An 18,447-nucleotide genomic window follows, 5' to 3' on the forward strand; every position below is an offset into this window, starting at 1 on the left:
CGCGGCAGCGGGTACGGCGCGGGCGCGGCAGCCGGGACGGCATCGCGTGGTCGCGCCTTCTCGTGCGCTTCCGTAGCGCATCAGGGCGCGTCGCCCGAACAGCTTGCCACGTTGCCCGCCGACCGCGGCACTTCCCGGCGGCGCCGCCATGCACTTGTGCGACAATAGAGGCGAACTATAGGAAAGCACTGCAATAAGTAGGTACCCACCATGTCTGCCAGATTCAACATCAAGGCGGCAGAGCCCGAGGCGGTCGCATCCCTGCAGCGCGAGCTGCACATGCCGCACTTCATCGCGGCCACGCTCGTTTCGCGCGGCATCGACACCCCGGAAGCCGCGAATCGTTTCCTCACGCCGTCGCTGGACCGCGACTGGCGCGACCCTTACATCATCCCCGGGTTGTCCGAGGCCGCCGATGCGCTTGAGGCCGCCATCCGCCGCGGCGACCACATCCTCGTGTTCGGCGATTTCGACTTGGACGGCATCTCCGCCACCACCGTCATGACGCGCGGCCTGCGCGAGTTCGGCGCGCGCGTCACGCCGTTCATCCCCCGTCGCTTCGAGGAGGGCTACGCCATCACCCCGGCGGCCATCGAGCGCTTGTCGCAGGTCAAGCCTGACTTCCTAGTTACCGTCGACTGCGGCATCGCCTGCAAGGCCGAGGTGCGCCTGCTGCAGGAGCGCGGCATCGAAGTGGCCGTCACCGATCATCACGAGCCCTCCGACCTGGTGCCCGAGGGCGTGCCCGTGGCCGACCCGAAGCGCGACCCCGCCTGCCCCAGCGCCATCCTGGCCGGCGTGGGCGTGGCGCTCAAGATGGTGCAGGCGCTGGGCGGGCGCTTCGGCAAGCCGCACCTGTGGCGCCAGTACACCGACTTCGCCACGCTCGGCACCATCGCCGACCTCATGCCCATGCGCGATGAGAACCGCGCCCTGGTGGCCGACGGCCTGCGCCGCATCAACCAGGCCCCGCGCCCGTGCATCGCCGCGCTGCTCGGCACCTCCGGCGCCTCCGGCAAGCAGGTCACCGCCACCAACCTCAGCTTCTCCATCATCCCGCGCCTGAACGCCGCCGGCCGCATGGGCGACGCGCAGCTGGCGCTCGACCTTCTGCTCACCGACGATTTCGAGCAGGCCAACCAGCAGGCGCAGCGCCTCGAGGGCGTCAACGACCAGCGCCGAGCCATCGAGGCGGAGCTCTCCGAGATCGCCAAGGCCCAGGCCGCCGAAACCTACAAGGGCCAGCGCGCCCTGGTGGTGGCCGGCGAAGGGTGGCACGAGGGCGTGAAGGGCATCGTGGCAAGCCGCCTGGTGAACACCTACGGCGTGCCCTGCCTGCTGTTCACCATCGACGGCGACGAGGCGCGCGGCAGCGGCCGCAGCGTGGGCCAGGTCAACCTGTTCAAGGCCGTGGAAAGCTGCTCCGACCTGCTGCTGCGCTTCGGCGGGCACGAGGCGGCCGTGGGCGTGACGCTTCCCACCGAGAAACTGCCCGAGTTCGAGCGCCGCCTGTGCGAGTACATGGACGCGCTGCCCGAGGGGGCGTTCCACCCCCTCGTCACCATCGACGCCTGCGTGAACCTCGACGAGCTCACGCTGCGCAACGTGGCGCAGCTCGATGCGCTGGCCCCGTTCGGCCAGGAGCATCCCGTGCCCGTGTATCTGGCACGCGACGTCACGCTGCTGCACAGCCGCGCGGTGGGCGCCGAGCGCAACCACTTCTCGTGTTCGCTTTCCAACGGGCGCACCACGGTGGCCGGCATCATGTTCCACTGCAACGACATCGAGGCGCTCATGAAAACCGACAGCGTGGTCAACGCCGCGTTCGAGGTGCAGATAGACGAATGGAAGAACCGCCGCAGCGTGAAGGCCATGCTCAAGTCGCTGTCGCCGGCGCGCACGTGCGTCGCCCTGGAGGCGTGCTTGAACCCGGAGAACCTCAGCTTCGTGAGCGACCTGTACGCCACGCGCGACGAGGAGCTGTGCGCCGACGCGCCGCACGACCCCGAGGCCATCGAGGAATACGAGAACGAGCTGGAGGTCAACCGCGCCCATTGGGAGGCCATGGCGCGCCAGGACCCGCAGCGCCTGCGCGAGCACATCGTGCGCGCCATCATCGGCGACGGCCAGCTTCACCAGGCGCAACGCGACATCTTGGACAACCTTGCCGAAGGCAGGTCGGTGCTCGGCGTCATGGTCACGGGCCGCGGCAAATCGCTGACCTTCCAGGTGCATGCCACGCTGCGCGCGCTGGCTGCCCGCGAGGCCAGCCTGTTCGTGTATCCGCTGCGCGCCCTCATCGCCGACCAGGCGTTTCATCTGCGCGAGGCGCTGGCGCCTTTCGGCATCACCGTGGTCACGCTCACCGGCGAGTCCACGGTCGACGAGCGCCGTCAGGCGTTCGCGGGCCTGGCCGACGGCAGCGTGGACATCGCGCTGACCACGCCCGAGTTTTTGGCCTGGCACGCCGACTCGTTCGCCTATACCGGTCGCGTGAAGTTCGTGGTGGTCGACGAGGCGCACCATGTGGGCCTGGCGCGCGCCGGCCAGCGCGAGGCGTACGCCACCATCGGCGCCGCGGTACGCAGGTTGGGCAACCCCACGGTGCTCGCGCTTACCGCCACGGCCGATGACGAGTGCGCGCAGGCGGTGCGCCGCGAGCTTCCCATCGACGCGTGCGTGTTCGACGCCTCCGATCGCCCGAATCTGCGCTTGGACGACCGCCGCAACGTGCCCAGCCGCGACAACTACCTGGCCAACCTGGTGGCAACCGGCGAGAAGACGGTGGTGTTCGTGAACTCCCGCGAGCAGTCCGTGGCCGTCGCCCGCGCGCTGCGCAAGCACGCGCCGCAGGTGGCGCCGCTCATCGGCTTCTACAACGCCGGCCTGTCGCGCAGCGAGCGCAAACGCATTGAGCAGCTGTTCCGCACCGATGCGCTTTTGGTGCTCATCGCCACCAGCGCGTTCGGCGAGGGCGTGGATATCCCGAACATCCGCCATGTGGTGCTGTACCACATGCCGTTCAATGAAATAGAATTCAACCAGATGTCGGGCCGTGCCGGACGTGACGGCAAGCCGGCCTGCGTGCACCTGCTGTTCAGCCGCAACGATTGCGCCCTTAACGAGCGCATCCTGGCGGATATGACGCCGTGCCATGACAGCTTGGCGCAGGTGTATCGCAAGCTGCGCGATATGCAGCGCGCCTCCGATACGCTGTTCTTCACCACCAGCGATGCCGAGCTGGCCAAGAACGTGTCCACCGACATCTTCCCGGTGAACACGGCGTCGGTCACGTGCGCCGTGGCGGTGTTCCGCGAGCTGGGGCTTATCGAGGCGCACGCCATGTTCGGTCCCGACGGGTTGGTCCGCTCCATCCACGTGAAGGACACGCAGGACAAGGTGCAGCTCACCGACAGCGTGCGCTATCGCGAGGGAATGGATGAGCGTGAGATCTTCCACGCGTTCCGCGATTGGGTCATGCGCAGCAACGCCTGCGACCTGCAGAGGCGCGTCTCCCATCCCATCCTGCCCACCACCGCCGTTGCAAAGGAGGCTGGAAATGAACAAGTCGAATAGCCGATCGGATCAGGGCCTGCTGGGGGCGCAGCCCGACGTTGTCCGGCAAACCGTCGACGATAGCCTGCTGGGCCGCCCGCACGTGGCGGAGAAGGCGTTTTCCACCGAGGCCACCAAGGTGCTGCCCAAGGGCGAGAAAACCCCTGATGAGCGCTTTGCTGACCTGCAGGATATGACGCGCGGCTACCTGACCGATGAGGAGGAGGCCAAGCTCGAGAAGGCCTTTCGCTTCGCCGCTGCGGCCCATGAGGGCGCGTGCCGCAAGTCGGGCGAGCCGTTCATCGCGCATCCGGTGGAGGTGGCCATCATCCTAGCCGACCTGCGCATGGACGTGGAAACGCTGTGCGCGGCGCTTCTGCACGACACGGTGGAGGACACCGACGTGACCAGCCAGCTGGTCGAGCAGGAGTTCGGCCCGCACGTGGCGCAGCTCGTCGACGGCGTCACCAAGATCACGCGCATCGAGGTGGAAACGCTCACCGACGAGCAGGCGGCAACCATCCGCAAGATGTTCGTCGCCATGAGCAAGGACATCCGCGTCATCGTCATCAAGCTGGCCGACCGCCTGCACAACATGCGTACCCTGGCGGCGCTCAAGGAGGACCGCCGCATCTTCAAGTCGCGCGAGACGCTTGAGATCTACGCGCCCATCGCGCACCGCCTAGGCATCAACTCCATCAAATGGGAGCTTGAGGACCTGAGCTTCTACTACCTCGAGCCCAACAAGTTCAAGCAGGTCTCGCGCATGGTCACCGAAAGCCGCTTTGAGCGCGAGGAGTACCTTGACCAGGTTATCTCCGTGCTGCGCGGCGAGATGGACAAGGTGAGCATCCAGGCGCAGATCATGGGCCGCCCCAAGCACCTGTACAGCATCTATCAGAAGATGGCGAAGAAGGGCAAGGGCTTCTCCGAGATCTACGACCTGATCGCCGTGCGCATCATCGTCAAGTCGGTGAAGGATTGCTACTCGGCGTTGGGCGCGGTGCACACGCTGTGGCACCCCATGCCCGGGCGGTTCAAAGACTACATCGCCATGCCGAAGTTCAACATGTACCAGAGCCTGCATACCACGGTCATCGGGCCCGCCGGCAGGCCGCTGGAGGTGCAGATCCGCACCGAGGAGATGCACCGCCAAAGCGAGTATGGCGTGGCGGCGCACTGGCGCTATAAGGAGAAGGGCGGGCGCGGCAGCAACGACTCCATGGACAAGCAGCTGGCCTGGCTGCGCGAGATGGTGGACTGGCAGGACGAGACGCACGATTCGCGCGAGTTCTTGAAGGACCTGAAGGTGGACCTGGCACCTACCGAGGTGTTCGTGTTCACGCCGAAGGGCGAGGCCATGAGCCTGCGCGCCGGATCCACGCCCGTTGACTTCGCCTATGCCATCCACACCGAGGTGGGTAACCACTGCGTGGGCGCGAAGGTCAACGGCGCCATCGTGCCGCTGGCCTACGAGCTGCAGCTGGGCGACCGCGTGGAGATCCTCACGCAGAAGTCGGCAAGCCCCAGCCGCGACTGGCTCAACATCGTGAAGACGCCCAGCGCGCGCAACAAGATCCGCGCGTATTTCAGCAAGGTGACCCGCGCCGACGACCTGCTCAGCGGCCGCGACAAGCTGGCGCGCGAGATGCGCAAGCACGGCCTTGGCATCTCCAACACCCGCTCCGAGCGCGCGCTGCGCACCGTCGCCGAGCACCTGGGCTACAAGGATGCCGACGACATGCTGGTCAACATCGGCACCAGCAAGGAGAGCGTGCAAAGCGTTGCCAACCGCCTGCTCGCCGAGCTGGGCCGCAAGGGCGACCAGCAGCCCGATCCGCTGAACCTGGGCACGGCGGCCATGACCACCGGCAAGCTGCCGCCCATGCTCACGCTGGTGAACAAGCCGAAGAAGCACGAGACGAAAAGCTCCAACGGCGTGGTGGTGGAAGGCGTGGAAGGCGCGCTCGTGCGCCTGTCCCGCTGCTGCAACCCCGTGCCGGGCGACGAAATCATCGGCTTCGTCACGCGCGGTCGCGGCGTGTCGGTGCACCGGCGCGACTGCCCGAACGCCAAGGAGCTCATGGCCCAGCCCGAGCGCATCATGAAGGTGCACTGGGAAAGCGACCTGCCGAAGAACACATCGTTTAAGGTGGAGGTCTACATCGAGGCGCTCGATCGCCTGCAGCTGCTTTCCGACGTCGTGCTCGTGCTGTCGGGCATGGGGGCGAACGTCTTGTCGTCGAACACGGTATCGCACCGCGACGGCATGGCCGAGATGCGCTTCCTGTTCCAGGTCAGCGACATCACGCACATTGACATCATCCTCAGCAAGCTCAAGGCGCTCGAGGGCGTGTTCGATGCCCGCCGCATGGTGCCGAAGGTCGGCGGAGGGAAGGATTCCGCCCTCTTGTAGGGGATGGGCGGAGCGCCTGACGCCCGGGTTTCCCGGGTGGCGGATTTCGGTGCTCGATCGGATGCGGGGAGACCGGCTCCGGAAACCTCCCGGAGGCGGCCCGCTTTCCCGCGTCGACTTGGTTGGATAGGGGGAATGGGCGCTTCGATGGGGTCCATTCCCGTTACAGGGTCGAGGGGCGATATCGTCCGCCCTCGACGTTCGAAGATACTGATGTAGGAGGACAACATGGCATATAAGGTGAAGGGAACGTGTGTCGACGCGTCGTTCCTGGTTCTGGGGCCGTATCAAACCAACGTCTACGTTGTGTCGGACGGCTCCGCCACCTTCGTGGTGGACCCCGCAAGCGATGCGAAAAAGATCGCGGCGGCTTTGGGCGGGCGCAAGCTCGATGCCATCGTGCTGACGCATCGCCACTCCGATCATGTGGCGGCCGCTGCCGAGCTGCGCAGCCTCACGGGCGCCACCGTCATCGCCTCGGCCATCGACGCCGACATGATCTGCGGCGACAAGCCCGTGCCGCGCGACGACCAGAAGTTCCCCGCATGCCCGGTCGACCAGCGCGTCAACCATGGCGACGTGGTGAAGATCGGCAACATGCCGTGGAAGGTCATCAGCACCCCCGGCCACACCGAGGGCAGCATGTGCCTGTTCCTGGATTCCTCGCTCACCGAGCGCCTGGATGCCAAGCCGGTCCTCATTGCCGGCGACACGCTGTTCTTCGGCTCCATCGGCCGCACCGACTTCAGCGGCGGCAGCATGTCGGCCATGCGCAAGTCGCTCAAGCGCCTGGCGGTTCTGCCCGACGACACCGTGGTCCTGCCCGGTCACGGCAACCTGACCACCATCGGCGGCGAGCGTCGCCGCGTGTTCGCCTTCTACGCATAAGGCGCAGCGGCCTGGCCGCAAACTTGCAATCACATGAGAAAGGCCCGCGTGAGCGGGCCTTTCGCGATTCTATGGATTTGTGCAGCCTGTGCCTACACGTTCTTCAGCATGATGGTGTTCATGACGTCGGCTGCAAGCTCGCATGCGTCGCAGCAGGCTTCCATGCTGTCGAACAGGTTCGTCCACACTTGCACGCGCATGGGGTTGTCATAGTCGTTTACATGCAGGTCGCGGATGACCTTGGTGTAGAGCTGGTCGGCCTGCTCCTCAAGGTCGTGGACCTTCACGATGAGGTGCACGAAGTTCTTCGACTTCTTGAAGTTGCGGAAGTCGCACATGGCCTTATCGAGCGCCTCGCAGCTGCCCTGGATGAGCTTTGCGAACTCGATGGCCTGGTCGTGCATGAAGTGGATGTCGTACATGTAGAAGCGCAGCATGACGTCTTCGATGTCGTCGACGATGTCGTCGAGCGCCTGGCACATCTCGATGATGTCCTCGCGGTCGATGGGGGTGATGAAGTCGGTGGCGACCGTCTTGAAGATCTTGTGGTTGATCGTGTCGCCCTCGTGCTCGATCTCATGCGCCTTCTGCGTGTTCTCTTCGAGCGCGGATGCTTCCGTGAACTGCTCGATGGTTTCAACCAGCAATGCCGACTCGGCGACAGCAAGCTTCGAGTGCTGCTCGAATGCGCCGAAATAGTCGAACTTGTGCTTCCTGCCCATGGGGTCTCCTTCTAAGAACAAGTACCTACCACGTTCGCACGTGCGATTCCAAAGTGTAACGCAAGTCAACGTGCTGGAAACGGGGAATCCACGGCGGCGTTGCGAAAGACGCGAACCGTCAACATCCCGTTATATTTGGATGCCCCGTTTCCGCAACAGCTGGGGCGGATGCCCCAGCTGGCGGCGCGGTTGGATGGGGGCTCCCGCCAGCCGGGGCGGATGGGGCGATGCTGCCCAACCGCGCGCTTTCGCTGACGGGGCAGCTAGCGGACGAGTTGGATGCCCCGGCGGGCCGATGCGGCCGGATGCTTGGTTGGAGGCCGGCCGCGCATGCTTCCACCTGCGGAAGCCCCAGCAGATGGGGCTGCGTGCGTCGGGCGTTGCCTGGGCCTGCGGGGCCCCTTACGTCTCGCTCTCGGGGCGCGGCGGCTGATCGTCGCTTTCCGGATAGCAGCGATTCTCGCCGTCGGTGCTGGTAACGCCGTTGCCCAAGGCGCTATCCGGCGACGAGCCGTCGGATGCGATAGGGGCTATGCTGCCGGTGGCGCTCGGAGAGGCGATGGGCGGCATGCTGCCGGTGACGCCCTTGGCGGTAACCGGGGGGATGGGGCCGGTCAGGCCGGTGGTCTGAGCCTGGAAGCCGGTGGGGCGGCGACGGGCGCGCACGCGGTTGGCCATGCGCTTGACCGGCTGGGCGACGGCTTGCGTGACCACGTCGGAGTAGTCGCGCGCCGGGCGAGTTCGCCAGCCGAACGCCAGCGAGGCGTAGCGGATGCCCATGACCAGCACGACGCACGTGATGGCCGCATACTGATCGAGCAGGTGGTTTTGCTTCATGACGGCGAAGGCAAGCGCGCCGATGAACGCCGCGCTCACGTACACCGTGCCCGCTTGGAACGCCTCGGGTTCCCGGTTCATGCAGATGTCGCGCACGATGCCGCCGCCGTTGGCGGTGATGGTGCCTAGGATGACGGCGGGCACCAGGTCAAGACCGGCGGAGAGCGCCTTGCCCGTGCCGATGATGGCCCACAGCGCCACCGACAGGTTGTCCAGGAGGTCCATGAACGGGTCGAAGTACGTCATGAGCTTGCCGAAGTAGAACGCCACGATGCCGGCGGCGATGCAGGCGAGGATCAGGTTCGGCTTCTGGAAGGCGTAGATGCCGTAATCCTGCAGCAGGATGTCGCGCGTGATGCCGCCGGCCAGGCCGACCACGATGGCGATGCAGCACACGCCGAAGATGTCGTATTTCGCCCGTACCGCGCTGAGCGCTCCGAAGATGGCGCCTGCAATGGTTGCGGCGAGCTCGAGCCAATAGGGGATAGCCAGGGCTACTTCCAGCATGAATACCCTTTCATATGGGAGTCGTTATATAGGATGAGGTTGCCGCCCGCAGCCCGCTATTCCACCGCCAGCAGCTGGGCTTGCGTGGGGCGGCCGGAGAAGTCCAGCTCGCCGGTCAGCTCGCGCGTCCGCTCGACGGTGAAGCCCGGCTGGTCGAAGGCTGCGATCAGGTCCTTCGCCTTGTACTGCGCCTGATCGTAGAGGTCCCAGAAGCCGGTGGTGCGCACGTCGCCGGTGAAGGGGTTGGTCCAGGCGTCGTGCTCGTGGTTGTCGAACACGCTTTCGGCGGCGGCCACCGGGCGATGGCTCATGGACTGGTAGAACGAATGCGGGCGCGCCAGGCGCTCGATGCGGCCGATGAGGTCGCGCTTGATGCCGGTAGGCGACCAGAACAAGCGCTGCACCAGGCGGAACCCGTGCACCGACAGGCGGAACAGGTTGTGCGGGACCACTTCTCCGTACACGTTCAGGGCCAGGTAGGCGTACATCTTCGACACGGCATCGAGCACCGCCTCGCTTGCGTGCAGGATCTCACGCGAGGGGTTGAACACGGCCACGGTGTCGCCGCGCTTGGCGAACAGCACCATCTCGTCGAGCTCGCTTTCAATGACGCCGTGCACCTCGCTGCCGTCATCGCGCGTCAAGCCCGGCTCGCCTGCGTCGCATAGCGCATGCTCGTGGCAGTACACCAGCGGGTGCACGGTGGAATCGAGCGCGTAGTGGCAAAGGAAGCCCAGCGCGTAGGCGCGTCCGAGCGGCTTCTCCTCGGGGTCCAGGACGCCGAGGGAGTCCTTCAGCGCCGCCAGCAGCTCGGCGGGCTTTCGGCTGTGCATGGTGTTGCCCAGCTTGTGGTACGCCGTGGCGCGGAAGTCGGCCACCGCGTAGAACAGCGGGTCGGGGCCTTGGTTTCCCAGCAGGAACGCGTCGGCTTCGTCGCGCGATCCGCCGATGGTCTGGAACAGCGCGTCGTACACGTCGCGTCCGAAGAAATCATGGGTGATGATTGCTGGCATTCCGTATCCCCGTTTCTCGTGTGGCTGACATTCATTTTACGTGGACGATTATAGCCATCATATACAATGGTTTGCGCGCCGCTCGGCGGCGTTCAACGTACATGCACGATTCGGTGTTCAGAACCGTACGGGCCTGCGCGTCGGCGGGTTCCCGCGGGCGGCGTGGGCCTTGCCGATAGCAAGGAGCAGCCATGGGATTGGGCCTTCGCAGCCTGTCGAAACGCGAGCGCAGCTGGGTTTTGTACGACGTGGGAAACTCCGCATACGTCATGCTGGCGGCAACGCTCATCCCCATCTATTTCTCGGCCATCGCCGAACCTGGGTCGTCCGCCGTGGTGGCCTGGGGCTATGCGACTACGGTGGCCTCGCTGGCGCTTGCCCTGCTCATGCCGTTTCTGGGCAGCCTGGCCGATCTGAAGGGCAACAAGAAGAAGTTCCTTGCGGGAACCATCGGCACGGGCGCGGTGTCGCTCGCGGTCATGGGCGTGCCCGGCAACGCCATGGTGTTCCTGGCTATATACGTGTTCTCGTCGGTCATGCTCAACGCGTCGCTGGTGTTCTACGATGCGTTCCTGGTCGACGCCACCGAGCAGGATCGCTACGACGAGGTTTCGTCCCAAGGCTATGCGTGGGGCTATATCGGATCTTGCATCCCGTTCATCGTGTGCCTGGTCATCGTGCTGTTCGGCAGCAGCTTCGGCATCGGGCAGCTTGACGGCATCCGCATCTCGTTCGTCATCACCGCGGCGTGGTGGCTGGTGTTCTCCGTGCCGGTGCTGCTCGACGTGCACCAGACGCACTTCAAGGCGCGCGAGGAGCACTTGTTCCGCCATACGCTCAAGGGCTTGGCGGGCACGTGCAAGAAGATCGCGCGCGACAAGCGCCTGCTCATGTTCATGCTGGCGTTCTTTTTCTACATCGACGGCGTGCACACCATCATCACCATGTCCACCAGCTACGGCACCGACCTGGGCATCGACTCCACGCAGCTGGTGTTGGCGTTGCTGGTGACGCAGTTCGTGGCGTTCCCGTCCGCCATCGCCTACGGGCGTCTTGCCGGGCGCTTCGGCACCAAGCGCATGCTGCTGATCGCGGTGTTCGCGTACTTCTGCATCACGCTGTTCGCCGCGTTCTTCCTGCGCTCCGCCGCCGAGTTCTGGGTGCTGGCCGTGTGCGTGGGCCTGTTCCAGGGCGGCATCCAGGCGCTGTCGCGCAGCGAGTTCGGCAAGCTCATCCCGAAGGAGAACGCCAACGAGTACTACGGCTTCTTCGATATCTTCGGCAAGTACGCCACCATCATGGGGACGCTGCTGGTAAGCGTGTTCACCCAGCTCACGGGCTCAAGCAGCTACGGCGTCCTTAGCGTGGCCGTGCTGTTCATCGTCGGCTTCGTCCTGCTTTGGAAGATGCCCGAGGAGGACGCCCGCTAGCCCTCCCTCGCAGCTTGCCCCTCCGCTTAGGCGCTTCGCCGTCCGCATTTGCCGCCCGCCAGGCTGCTTCGCCTCCTGCGTTGCACCGCTAGCCGCCTGCCACGCCGCTTCGCTTCCTGCGTTGCACAGTTCGCCGCCCGCCTCCCGCAGCTCGCCCTCTTGCCTGGTCCTCCCACCGCCTGCGTCGAGCTCGTCGTCCCCGCGTGTGCTAATCTGGCGGTTGCGGTTTTTCCGCATATGATGATTTGTCTCCGGCCGCTCGTGCGCTTGCGCGGGCGGCCGCCGCGCTGTGGGGGCGCGGGTGGAAGAGGGGGTGCGCCGCAATGCGCGCATCCGGGAAGGGGAAAGGCGCAATGGAAGCGGCTATCGAGCGTTTCTTCAAGGTGGGCGAGCGCGGCAGCTCGTTGGGCACGGAGGTGATGGCGGGACTTACCACCTTCCTGACCATGGCCTATATCGTGGCGGTCAACCCCGCCATGATGGAAGCGGCGGGCATCCCGTTCAACGCCGCGCTCACGGCCACGTGCTTCGGCGCCGCTGTCATGACGGCGGCCATGGGCCTGATCGCCAACCGGCCCATCGCGCTGGCATCGGGCATGGGCATCAACGCCATCGTGGCCTTCACGCTGTGCGGGTCGATGGGGCTCGACTGGCGCATCGCCATGGGCGTGGTGTTCTTAGAGGGCGTCATCATTCTGGTGCTGGTCATGCTGGGCTTGCGCGAGGCGGTCATGGACGCCATCCCCGTGGCGCTGCGCCAGGCCATCGGCATCGGCATCGGCCTGTTCGTGGCGTTCATCGGTCTGAAGGGCGGCGGCATCCTGGCGCCCGACTCCTCCACGCTCGTCACCATGGGCAGCCTGACCGAGCCCACGGCCACAGTGTCCGTGGTGTCCATCGCGCTTGCCATCATATTGACGGTGCGCGGCACGAAGGGCGGCCTGCTCATCTCCATCGTGGTGGCCACCATCGTGGGCATCCCGCTCGGCGTGACGGCGCTGCCCACCGAGTTCGATTTCGTTCCCGACTTCAGCGCGCTGTGCGCCCCGTTCCAGCAGCTGCCCGACGGCAGCGGCCTGGCCATCGTGCAGGTGTTCGTGCAGCCCGTGCTGCTCATGTTCGTGTTCAGCCTGCTCATGAGCGACTTCTTCGACACCATGGGCACCATGATGGCGGTGGGCCAGCAGGGCGGCTTCGTCGACGAGGACGGCAACGTGGAGAACACGCGTGAGATTCTCATGGTCGACTCCGTGGGCGCTATCGTCGGCGGCTTCGTCGGCGCAAGCTCCATCACGTCGTTCGCCGAGTCCACCTCGGGCGCGGCGGCCGGCGCGCGCACGGGCCTGTCCAACATCGTGGTGGCCCTGGCGTTCTTCGTCTGCGCGTTTTTAGCTCCCATCATCGGCATGGTGTCGAGCTCGGCCACCTGCGGCGCGCTGGTGGTTGTGGGCTACCTTATGATGAGCGACATCGGCAAGATCGACTGGGGAAGCCTTAAGGCGGCCATCCCCGCGTTCGTCACCATCATGGGCATCCCGTTCACCTATTCCATCACCAACGGCATCGGCTTCGGCTTCATCACCTACGTGGTGGTGAAGGTGACGCAGGGCCATTGGCGCGACGTCAAGCCGCTCATGTGGATCGTGTCCGCGGCGTTCCTGTTCACGTTCGTCGCATTCTCGTAGGCGGTTGCGCGTTGCCCGGGTCGCAGGGCTTGGGCTGAGCGTGGCGAAGGGGGCGGCGAAGATCGCGCGGCCTCCTCGTGTCTCGGACGGCGCCTGCTGGTCGATCGCGCCCCCCCGGCCGGCGCTCGTCGTGCGCTTGCTGGTCGATCCCGCCCCCGGCCGGCGCTCGTCGTGCGAGTCTCGCGTTCCGAGCCCTCATCCGGCCCCCGGCTATCCCGCAAACCGATAATGCGCTGCCGCTTGGCCCGATATCGCCAGCTCGTCCATACGTTCGCTGTGAAAAAACAACCTCGCAACCATCGTTTGACGCGGTGGTTACGAGGTTGTTTGCTATAGTGGCAAACAATCGAAACCCCGTCCGAAAAAGGAAACGCATGTCGCTAATCGTATGCAAATTCGGGGGCACGTCCGTTGCAAGCCCCGAGCGCATCCAAATGGTTGCGAAGAAGCTGATCGCGAAGAAGCAGGCCGGCCATGACGTGGTCGCCGTGGTGTCCGCCATGGGCAAGACCACCGACGAGCTGGTGGGCCTGGCAGCCGCGCTCAACGACAACCCGCCGCTGCGCGAGATGGACCGTCTGCTCTCCACCGGCGAGCAAGTGTCCATGTCGCTTCTGGCCATGGCCATCGAGGCGCGCGGCTACAAGGCCATGAGCTTCACCGGCCGTCAGGCTGGCATTGAGACCGACAAGTTCCACAACAAGGCGAAGATCGTCATGGTGCACAGCGAGCGCGTGCGCGATGCGCTCGAGCGCGGCGCCATCGCCGTCGTCGCCGGCTTTCAGGGCGTCGACGCCGATGGCGACATCACCACGCTCGGCCGCGGCGGCTCCGACACCACGGCCGTGGCCGTGGCGCACGGCCTGAATGCCGACGTGTGCGAGATCTACTCCGACGTGGACGGCGTCTACACCGCCGACCCGCGCATCTGCCCGCGCGCGAAGAAGCTCGACGCCATCAACTACGACGATATGCTGGAGCTTTCCGGCTCCGGCGCCGGCGTCCTGCAGATGCGCGCCGTCGAGTTCGCCCGCAAGTACAACGTGGTCATCCATTCCCGTTCGGCGTTCTCCGACGCCGAGGGCACCTATGTCAAGGAGGAAACCGACATGATGGAGGAAGCCGTCATCACCGGCATCGCACACGACACGTCGGAAGTGAAGGTCACCATCCGCGGCGTGCCCGACATGTCCGGCGTCGCAGCCAAACTGTTCAGCGCCTTGGCGGGCAACCAGGTGAGCGTGGACATGATCATCCAGAACGTGTCCGAGGACGGCATCACCGACATCAGCTTCACCTGCCCGGGCGCCGACGAGAAGCGCGCCTGCGAGACGGTGGAGCGCATCCTTCCCGATGTCAACGCGCGCGAATATGTGGTCGACGAGGACATCGCCAAGGTCAGCATCGTGGGCACGGGCATGAAGTCCAGCCCCGGCATCGCCGCCAAGGCGTTCCAGACCCTCGGCGAGAACAACATCAACATCCTGGCCATCTCCACGTCGCCCATCCGCCTGTCCGTGGTGGTCGACGGCGCCCAGACCGCTGCTGCGGTGCGCTGCCTGCACACGGCCTTCGGCCTGGACTCCGATAGCGTGTTCGAGGAGACGCAGCTGTCCGCGGAGGAGATCGCCGCCAAGATGAACAAGGGCAGGTAGCTGTAGCTCCGTCTGCCTGACGGCAGCCGGACTGCTCGACGTTGCGGCCGACCGTGGCACCCCGCCTTCGCACGAGCCCAAGGGCTCACGTACCGAGGCCTGTCATACGGTGGCCGCACCGCTTGGAGCCGCGGGGGTGCGAAGCATCCCGCGGCTCCTTTCCCATTGCGCGCAGGCAGGGGCCGGCGCGCGTCCCTCAAGGCAATATGGGGCGCAAAAGCACCCATCATTGACGATATATCAACCCGGAACGTGAACGAGGAGGACCTCATGGCTTGGACGAAAGTTATGCCGGCTAACCCGGTGGTTGCGGTTTGCGGCGCTACGGGCGCCGTCGGCAACGAGTTCTTGAATGTGCTGCACGACCTGGATTTCCCCGCGTCGAAGGTCATCGCGCTGGCTTCCGCGCGTTCCGCTGGTAAGAAGCTGCCGTTCAAGGGTTGCGGCCAGGTTCCCGCAGGCGAGCTGACCGTGCAGGAGATGGCCCCCGAGTCGTTCGAGGGCGTCGACATCGCGCTGTTCTCCGCCGGCGGCTCCGTGTCGAAGGCCATGCGCGATGCCGTGGTCTCCCATGGCGCCGTCATGATCGACAACTCCAGCGCGTTCCGCATGGACGAGGACGTGCCGCTGGTGGTGCCCGAGGTGAACCCCGGTGACGTGAGCTGGCATAACGGCGTCATCGCCAACCCGAACTGCTCCACTATCCAAATGGTGGTCGCGCTCAAGCCGCTCTACGACCTGGCTCGCATCACCCGCGTTGTCGTCTCCACGTACCAGGCGGCATCCGGCGCCGGCGCCCCGGCCATGGCCGAGCTGTACGATCAGACGCGCGAGTTTTTGGACGGCAAGCCCGAGGACGAGCTGACCATCAAGGCGTTCAAGCACCGCATCGCGTTCAACACCATCCCGCACATCGACGTGTTCCTGGACGACGATTCCACGAAGGAAGAGTGGAAGATGGTCGCGGAGACGAAGAAGATCATGGGCGACGAGGGCGTGCGGGTGGCCGCCACCTGCGTGCGCGTGCCCGTGCTGCGCTGCCACGGCGAGTCCATCAACGTCGAGTTCGTCGGCGACGTGCCGCCCGAGGCCGCTCGCGAGGCGCTTGCCGCCGCGCCGGGCGTCACCGTCATGGACGACCCCGCTAACGACGTGTATCCCATGCCGGGCCTGCTGGCCGGCACGAACGACACCTACGTCGGTCGCATCCGCCGCGACCCCACGGTCAAGCACGGCCTGGCCATGTGGGTTGTCGCCGACCAGATTCGCAAGGGCGCTGCGCTCAACGCCGTGCAGATCGCCCAGCTGCTGCTTCCGCAGGAGTAAATCGCCCAGCTGCTGTCTCCGCAGGAGTAAATTGCCTCGACAACGCAAAGGCCGAACGCTTCTTCTCGATGGTTAAGACCGAGCTTTACTACGATTGGGAGGGAGACGACCCCGATATCTTCGAGAGGGATTTGGAGGAGCTTATCGACTGGTATAGCAACGTGCGCATCAAGAGATGCCTAGACGGAAGCAGCCCAGACGAGTACAGGCTCAGCCGGGCCGCTTGATTCGCTTCTTTGCCGTTCAGGAAACGGGGTTCCCTGCAAAACTGGGACGGCTTAAATAAAGACTATGCCACTAGGGACTGGCTCCGGAACTCCTCCGGGGCCAGTCCCTTCGGTTTAACCTGGCGACACCGGGTGTTCCAATGGACGACATATGTGTCGAGGTTCGCCTTTAGGAGCTCGAGGTCGGGCGATGCCCTTCCCTGAAGGACTTGAAGTCTTTCTCCAACTCGCTCATATGCAGCCCTTCAGATCAACGCTTGCGATGCAATCCGAACCGAAGGCTGGCTAGACAGAACACTGATGGGGGCTGTACCATGCGGGTTGCTAGGTCCACGCGCTCGAGCCCATGCTCCTATTAGGTCATTGGCCGGCCTTGGTCGGGGCCGACGCGAGGCTCTTCGAGTTGAGGCCAGTCGCTGGAATCGACGGCAGTTCTTTAATGGGCCGTCGCGTCGGCTCATGCGCATTTTCGCCGATAACCCTCGTTGATAGCGCGATTCCCATTATCAGTATCTTTCAAATGGCCCAACACCTGATTGGCGGCGCCGTTGTCGAGGCGGTTTCCCTTGCGCGATGTGCGCAAAGGGGCAGTCGGTCGCACGGTCGGCGGTGCTTTCGCTTCTGCGCTAGGCGAACGGGCTATATTGCTTGCGCAAGGCGAATGGGCTTTATTGCTTGCGCTAGCCGAACGGGCTTTATTGCCTGCGATGGGCCGAGCGTGATCGGCTATTGGCTGGTATTGGTCATGGCGGGTGCGAATAACCGTGCGTTTTGGTCGTCTGGGGACAAAATGAACGATTAATCGCATGTTCAGGGCCTCGTAAAGACGGTGTGGGACTCAAAATTGCAAACCATCGTCAAAAATGTCCAATTCCCTGACACCCAGCGATGGTTTGAGGGGTTTTTGGACCTGCTGATTGCGAATAACCGTTCGTTCTGTCCAAGGGCGGCCAAAACGCACGATTATTCGCACGCTCAGGGCTTCGCAGAGATGGTGCAGGACTAAAAAGTGCGAAATATCGTCGAAAGTGTCCGACTCCCCCACGCTCGGAGATGGTTTGAGGGGCTTTTGCGCCTGCTGGTTGCGAACAATCGCGCGTTCTGTCCGAGGGAGGCCAAAATGAACGATTATTCGCAGTCGCGTTTGACTTTGCCTGCACGTGGGGAGCGCCGGTCTTGTCAAGGCGGTTGCTTACATGCTGCTAAGAGAATTACGCTGGCGTGTGCTTTTGTGCACTGGCGTTTGCTTCTGTGTGCTGGCGTGTGCTTTTGTGCGCTGGCGTTTGCTTCCGTAGGGCATGCCGCGGCGTTGCCCGTGCATTTCTTCTTGCCTTTTTTCGATTTGCCTCGCTGCAGCACGACGCCGCGGCTCCCCGTTTCTTGTGGGGCGGGGCGTTTGCTTGCGGGGCTGACGAGGTCTTTCGCTATAATGGGCCGCATGACTAAGAAACCGAAAAAGATACGCTTGGATGAGCTGCTGGTCGAGCAGGGGGTGTTCCCCGACGCCGGCACCGTGCTGCGCGCCGTTTTGGCGCACGAGGTGAAGGTGGACGATGCATACGTCACGAGCGCGGCCATCAAGGTCGCGCCCGATGCCGATATCGTAGTGAAGGGTCGCAAGAAGTTCGTCTCGCGCGGCGGGCACAAGCTGCAGGGCGCGCTCAACGCGTTCGGGCAGGACGTCTCGGGCATGCGCTGCATGGATATCGGCAGCTCGACGGGCGGATTCTCCGATTGCCTTCTGCAGGCCGGCGCCGGCAGCGTGGCGTGCGTGGACGTGAACTACGGGCAGCTGGCGTGGAAGCTGCGTCAAGACCCGCGCGTGGCGGTGTTCGAGCGCACCAACATCAAGCTGGCGGACCCCGTCGAGCTGGGTGCGCCGTTCGACTTGCTGGTGGCTGACCTGAGCTTTATCGGTCTGGCGGCCCTGGCGCCCACGTTCGCGCGGTTCGCGCAGGCGGGCACCATCTTCATCGGCCTGATCAAGCCCCAGTTCGAAAGCCAGCACGACGAAACCGATCACGGCATCGTGCGCGACGAGGCCGTGCGCCTGCGTACGGTCGACGAGGTGCGCGCGGCCTTGGAGGCCGCCGGCTTCGAATGCACGGGCGTCACCGAAAGCCCCATCACCGGCCACGAAGGCAACGTGGAGTACCTGGTCCGCGCGATTTTTCAGGGGTAGCAAT

12 protein-coding genes and 1 pseudogene are annotated in these 18,447 nt (G+C 64.7%); 9 read left to right on the forward strand and 4 right to left on the reverse strand.

From position 1 onward, the window contains the following. The first annotated feature begins 210 nt into the window (after window positions 1-210). The 3 genes from recJ to SFHG_RS01740 all read left to right on the forward strand — a co-directional run bounded on the left by recJ (window position 211) and on the right by SFHG_RS01740 (window position 6,859). A complete protein-coding gene (gene recJ / locus SFHG_RS01730; protein ID WP_042432664.1) occupies window positions 211-3,576 on the forward strand; it encodes a single-stranded-DNA-specific exonuclease RecJ in 3,366 nt (1,121 codons plus the stop codon). Beyond that, window positions 3,560-5,971 carry a RelA/SpoT family protein gene (locus tag SFHG_RS01735; RefSeq protein WP_042432667.1) on the forward strand — a complete coding sequence of 804 codons (2,412 nt, stop codon included), beginning with the start codon at window positions 3,560-3,562 and terminating at the stop codon, window positions 5,969-5,971. The genes recJ and SFHG_RS01735 overlap by 17 nt, the downstream gene beginning before the upstream one ends. Window positions 5,972-6,199: 228 nt before the next feature. Then, on the forward strand, window positions 6,200-6,859 hold the full coding sequence (locus SFHG_RS01740) for an MBL fold metallo-hydrolase (RefSeq protein WP_042432670.1): 660 nt from the start codon (window positions 6,200-6,202) through the stop codon (window positions 6,857-6,859). A gap of 92 nt (window positions 6,860-6,951) precedes the next feature. On the opposite strand, the gene SFHG_RS01745 is transcribed toward SFHG_RS01740, so the two are convergent. The 3 genes from SFHG_RS01745 to SFHG_RS01755 all read right to left on the reverse strand — a co-directional run bounded on the left by SFHG_RS01745 (window position 6,952) and on the right by SFHG_RS01755 (window position 9,938). Beyond that, complete coding sequence (locus SFHG_RS01745) at window positions 6,952-7,581, reverse strand: DUF47 domain-containing protein (protein ID WP_042432672.1); 630 nt, start codon at window positions 7,579-7,581, stop codon at window positions 6,952-6,954. 402 nt (window positions 7,582-7,983) lie between these two features. Further along, window positions 7,984-8,925 carry a trimeric intracellular cation channel family protein gene (locus SFHG_RS01750; protein WP_081468875.1) on the reverse strand — a complete coding sequence of 314 codons (942 nt, stop codon included), beginning with the start codon at window positions 8,923-8,925 and terminating at the stop codon, window positions 7,984-7,986. 56 nt (window positions 8,926-8,981) lie between these two features. After that, window positions 8,982-9,938 carry a zinc dependent phospholipase C family protein gene (locus SFHG_RS01755; protein WP_042432676.1) on the reverse strand — a complete coding sequence of 319 codons (957 nt, stop codon included), beginning with the start codon at window positions 9,936-9,938 and terminating at the stop codon, window positions 8,982-8,984. Window positions 9,939-10,129: 191 nt separating this feature from the next. Between SFHG_RS01755 and SFHG_RS01760 the strand changes: the two genes are divergently transcribed. From SFHG_RS01760 to SFHG_RS11170, 5 genes are all read left to right on the forward strand, one after another. Next, entirely contained in the window at window positions 10,130-11,368 is a 1,239-nt protein-coding gene (locus SFHG_RS01760; protein ID WP_042432678.1) for an MFS transporter, read from the forward strand. A gap of 353 nt (window positions 11,369-11,721) precedes the next feature. After that, on the forward strand, window positions 11,722-13,053 hold the full coding sequence (locus SFHG_RS01765) for an NCS2 family permease (RefSeq protein WP_042432681.1): 1,332 nt from the start codon (window positions 11,722-11,724) through the stop codon (window positions 13,051-13,053). 374 nt (window positions 13,054-13,427) lie between these two features. Beyond that, on the forward strand, window positions 13,428-14,708 hold the full coding sequence (locus SFHG_RS01770) for an aspartate kinase (protein ID WP_042432683.1): 1,281 nt from the start codon (window positions 13,428-13,430) through the stop codon (window positions 14,706-14,708). 270 nt (window positions 14,709-14,978) lie between these two features. After that, window positions 14,979-16,034, forward strand: coding sequence for an aspartate-semialdehyde dehydrogenase (locus tag SFHG_RS01775; RefSeq protein WP_042432686.1), 1,056 nt, complete (start codon window positions 14,979-14,981; stop codon window positions 16,032-16,034). Further along, a complete protein-coding gene (locus SFHG_RS11170; RefSeq protein ID WP_262362172.1) occupies window positions 15,953-16,261 on the forward strand; it encodes an IS3 family transposase in 309 nt (102 codons plus the stop codon). Before SFHG_RS01775 ends, SFHG_RS11170 begins: the two co-directional genes overlap by 82 nt. A 62-nt stretch (window positions 16,262-16,323) precedes the next feature. Here SFHG_RS11170 and SFHG_RS11175 read toward each other — a convergent pair. Then, a pseudogene (locus SFHG_RS11175) lies at window positions 16,324-16,434 on the reverse strand (hypothetical protein); the annotation flags it as partial. 1,265 nt (window positions 16,435-17,699) lie between these two features. Here SFHG_RS11175 and SFHG_RS01785 point away from each other — a divergent pair. Beyond that, window positions 17,700-18,443, forward strand: a complete 744-nt coding sequence (locus SFHG_RS01785; protein ID WP_042433564.1) for a TlyA family RNA methyltransferase — start codon at window positions 17,700-17,702, stop codon at window positions 18,441-18,443. Window positions 18,444-18,447: the final 4 nt, after the last annotated feature.

This window comes from Senegalimassilia anaerobia JC110 (assembly GCF_000236865.1).
Taxonomy (GTDB): Bacteria; Actinomycetota; Coriobacteriia; order Coriobacteriales; family Eggerthellaceae; genus Senegalimassilia; species Senegalimassilia anaerobia.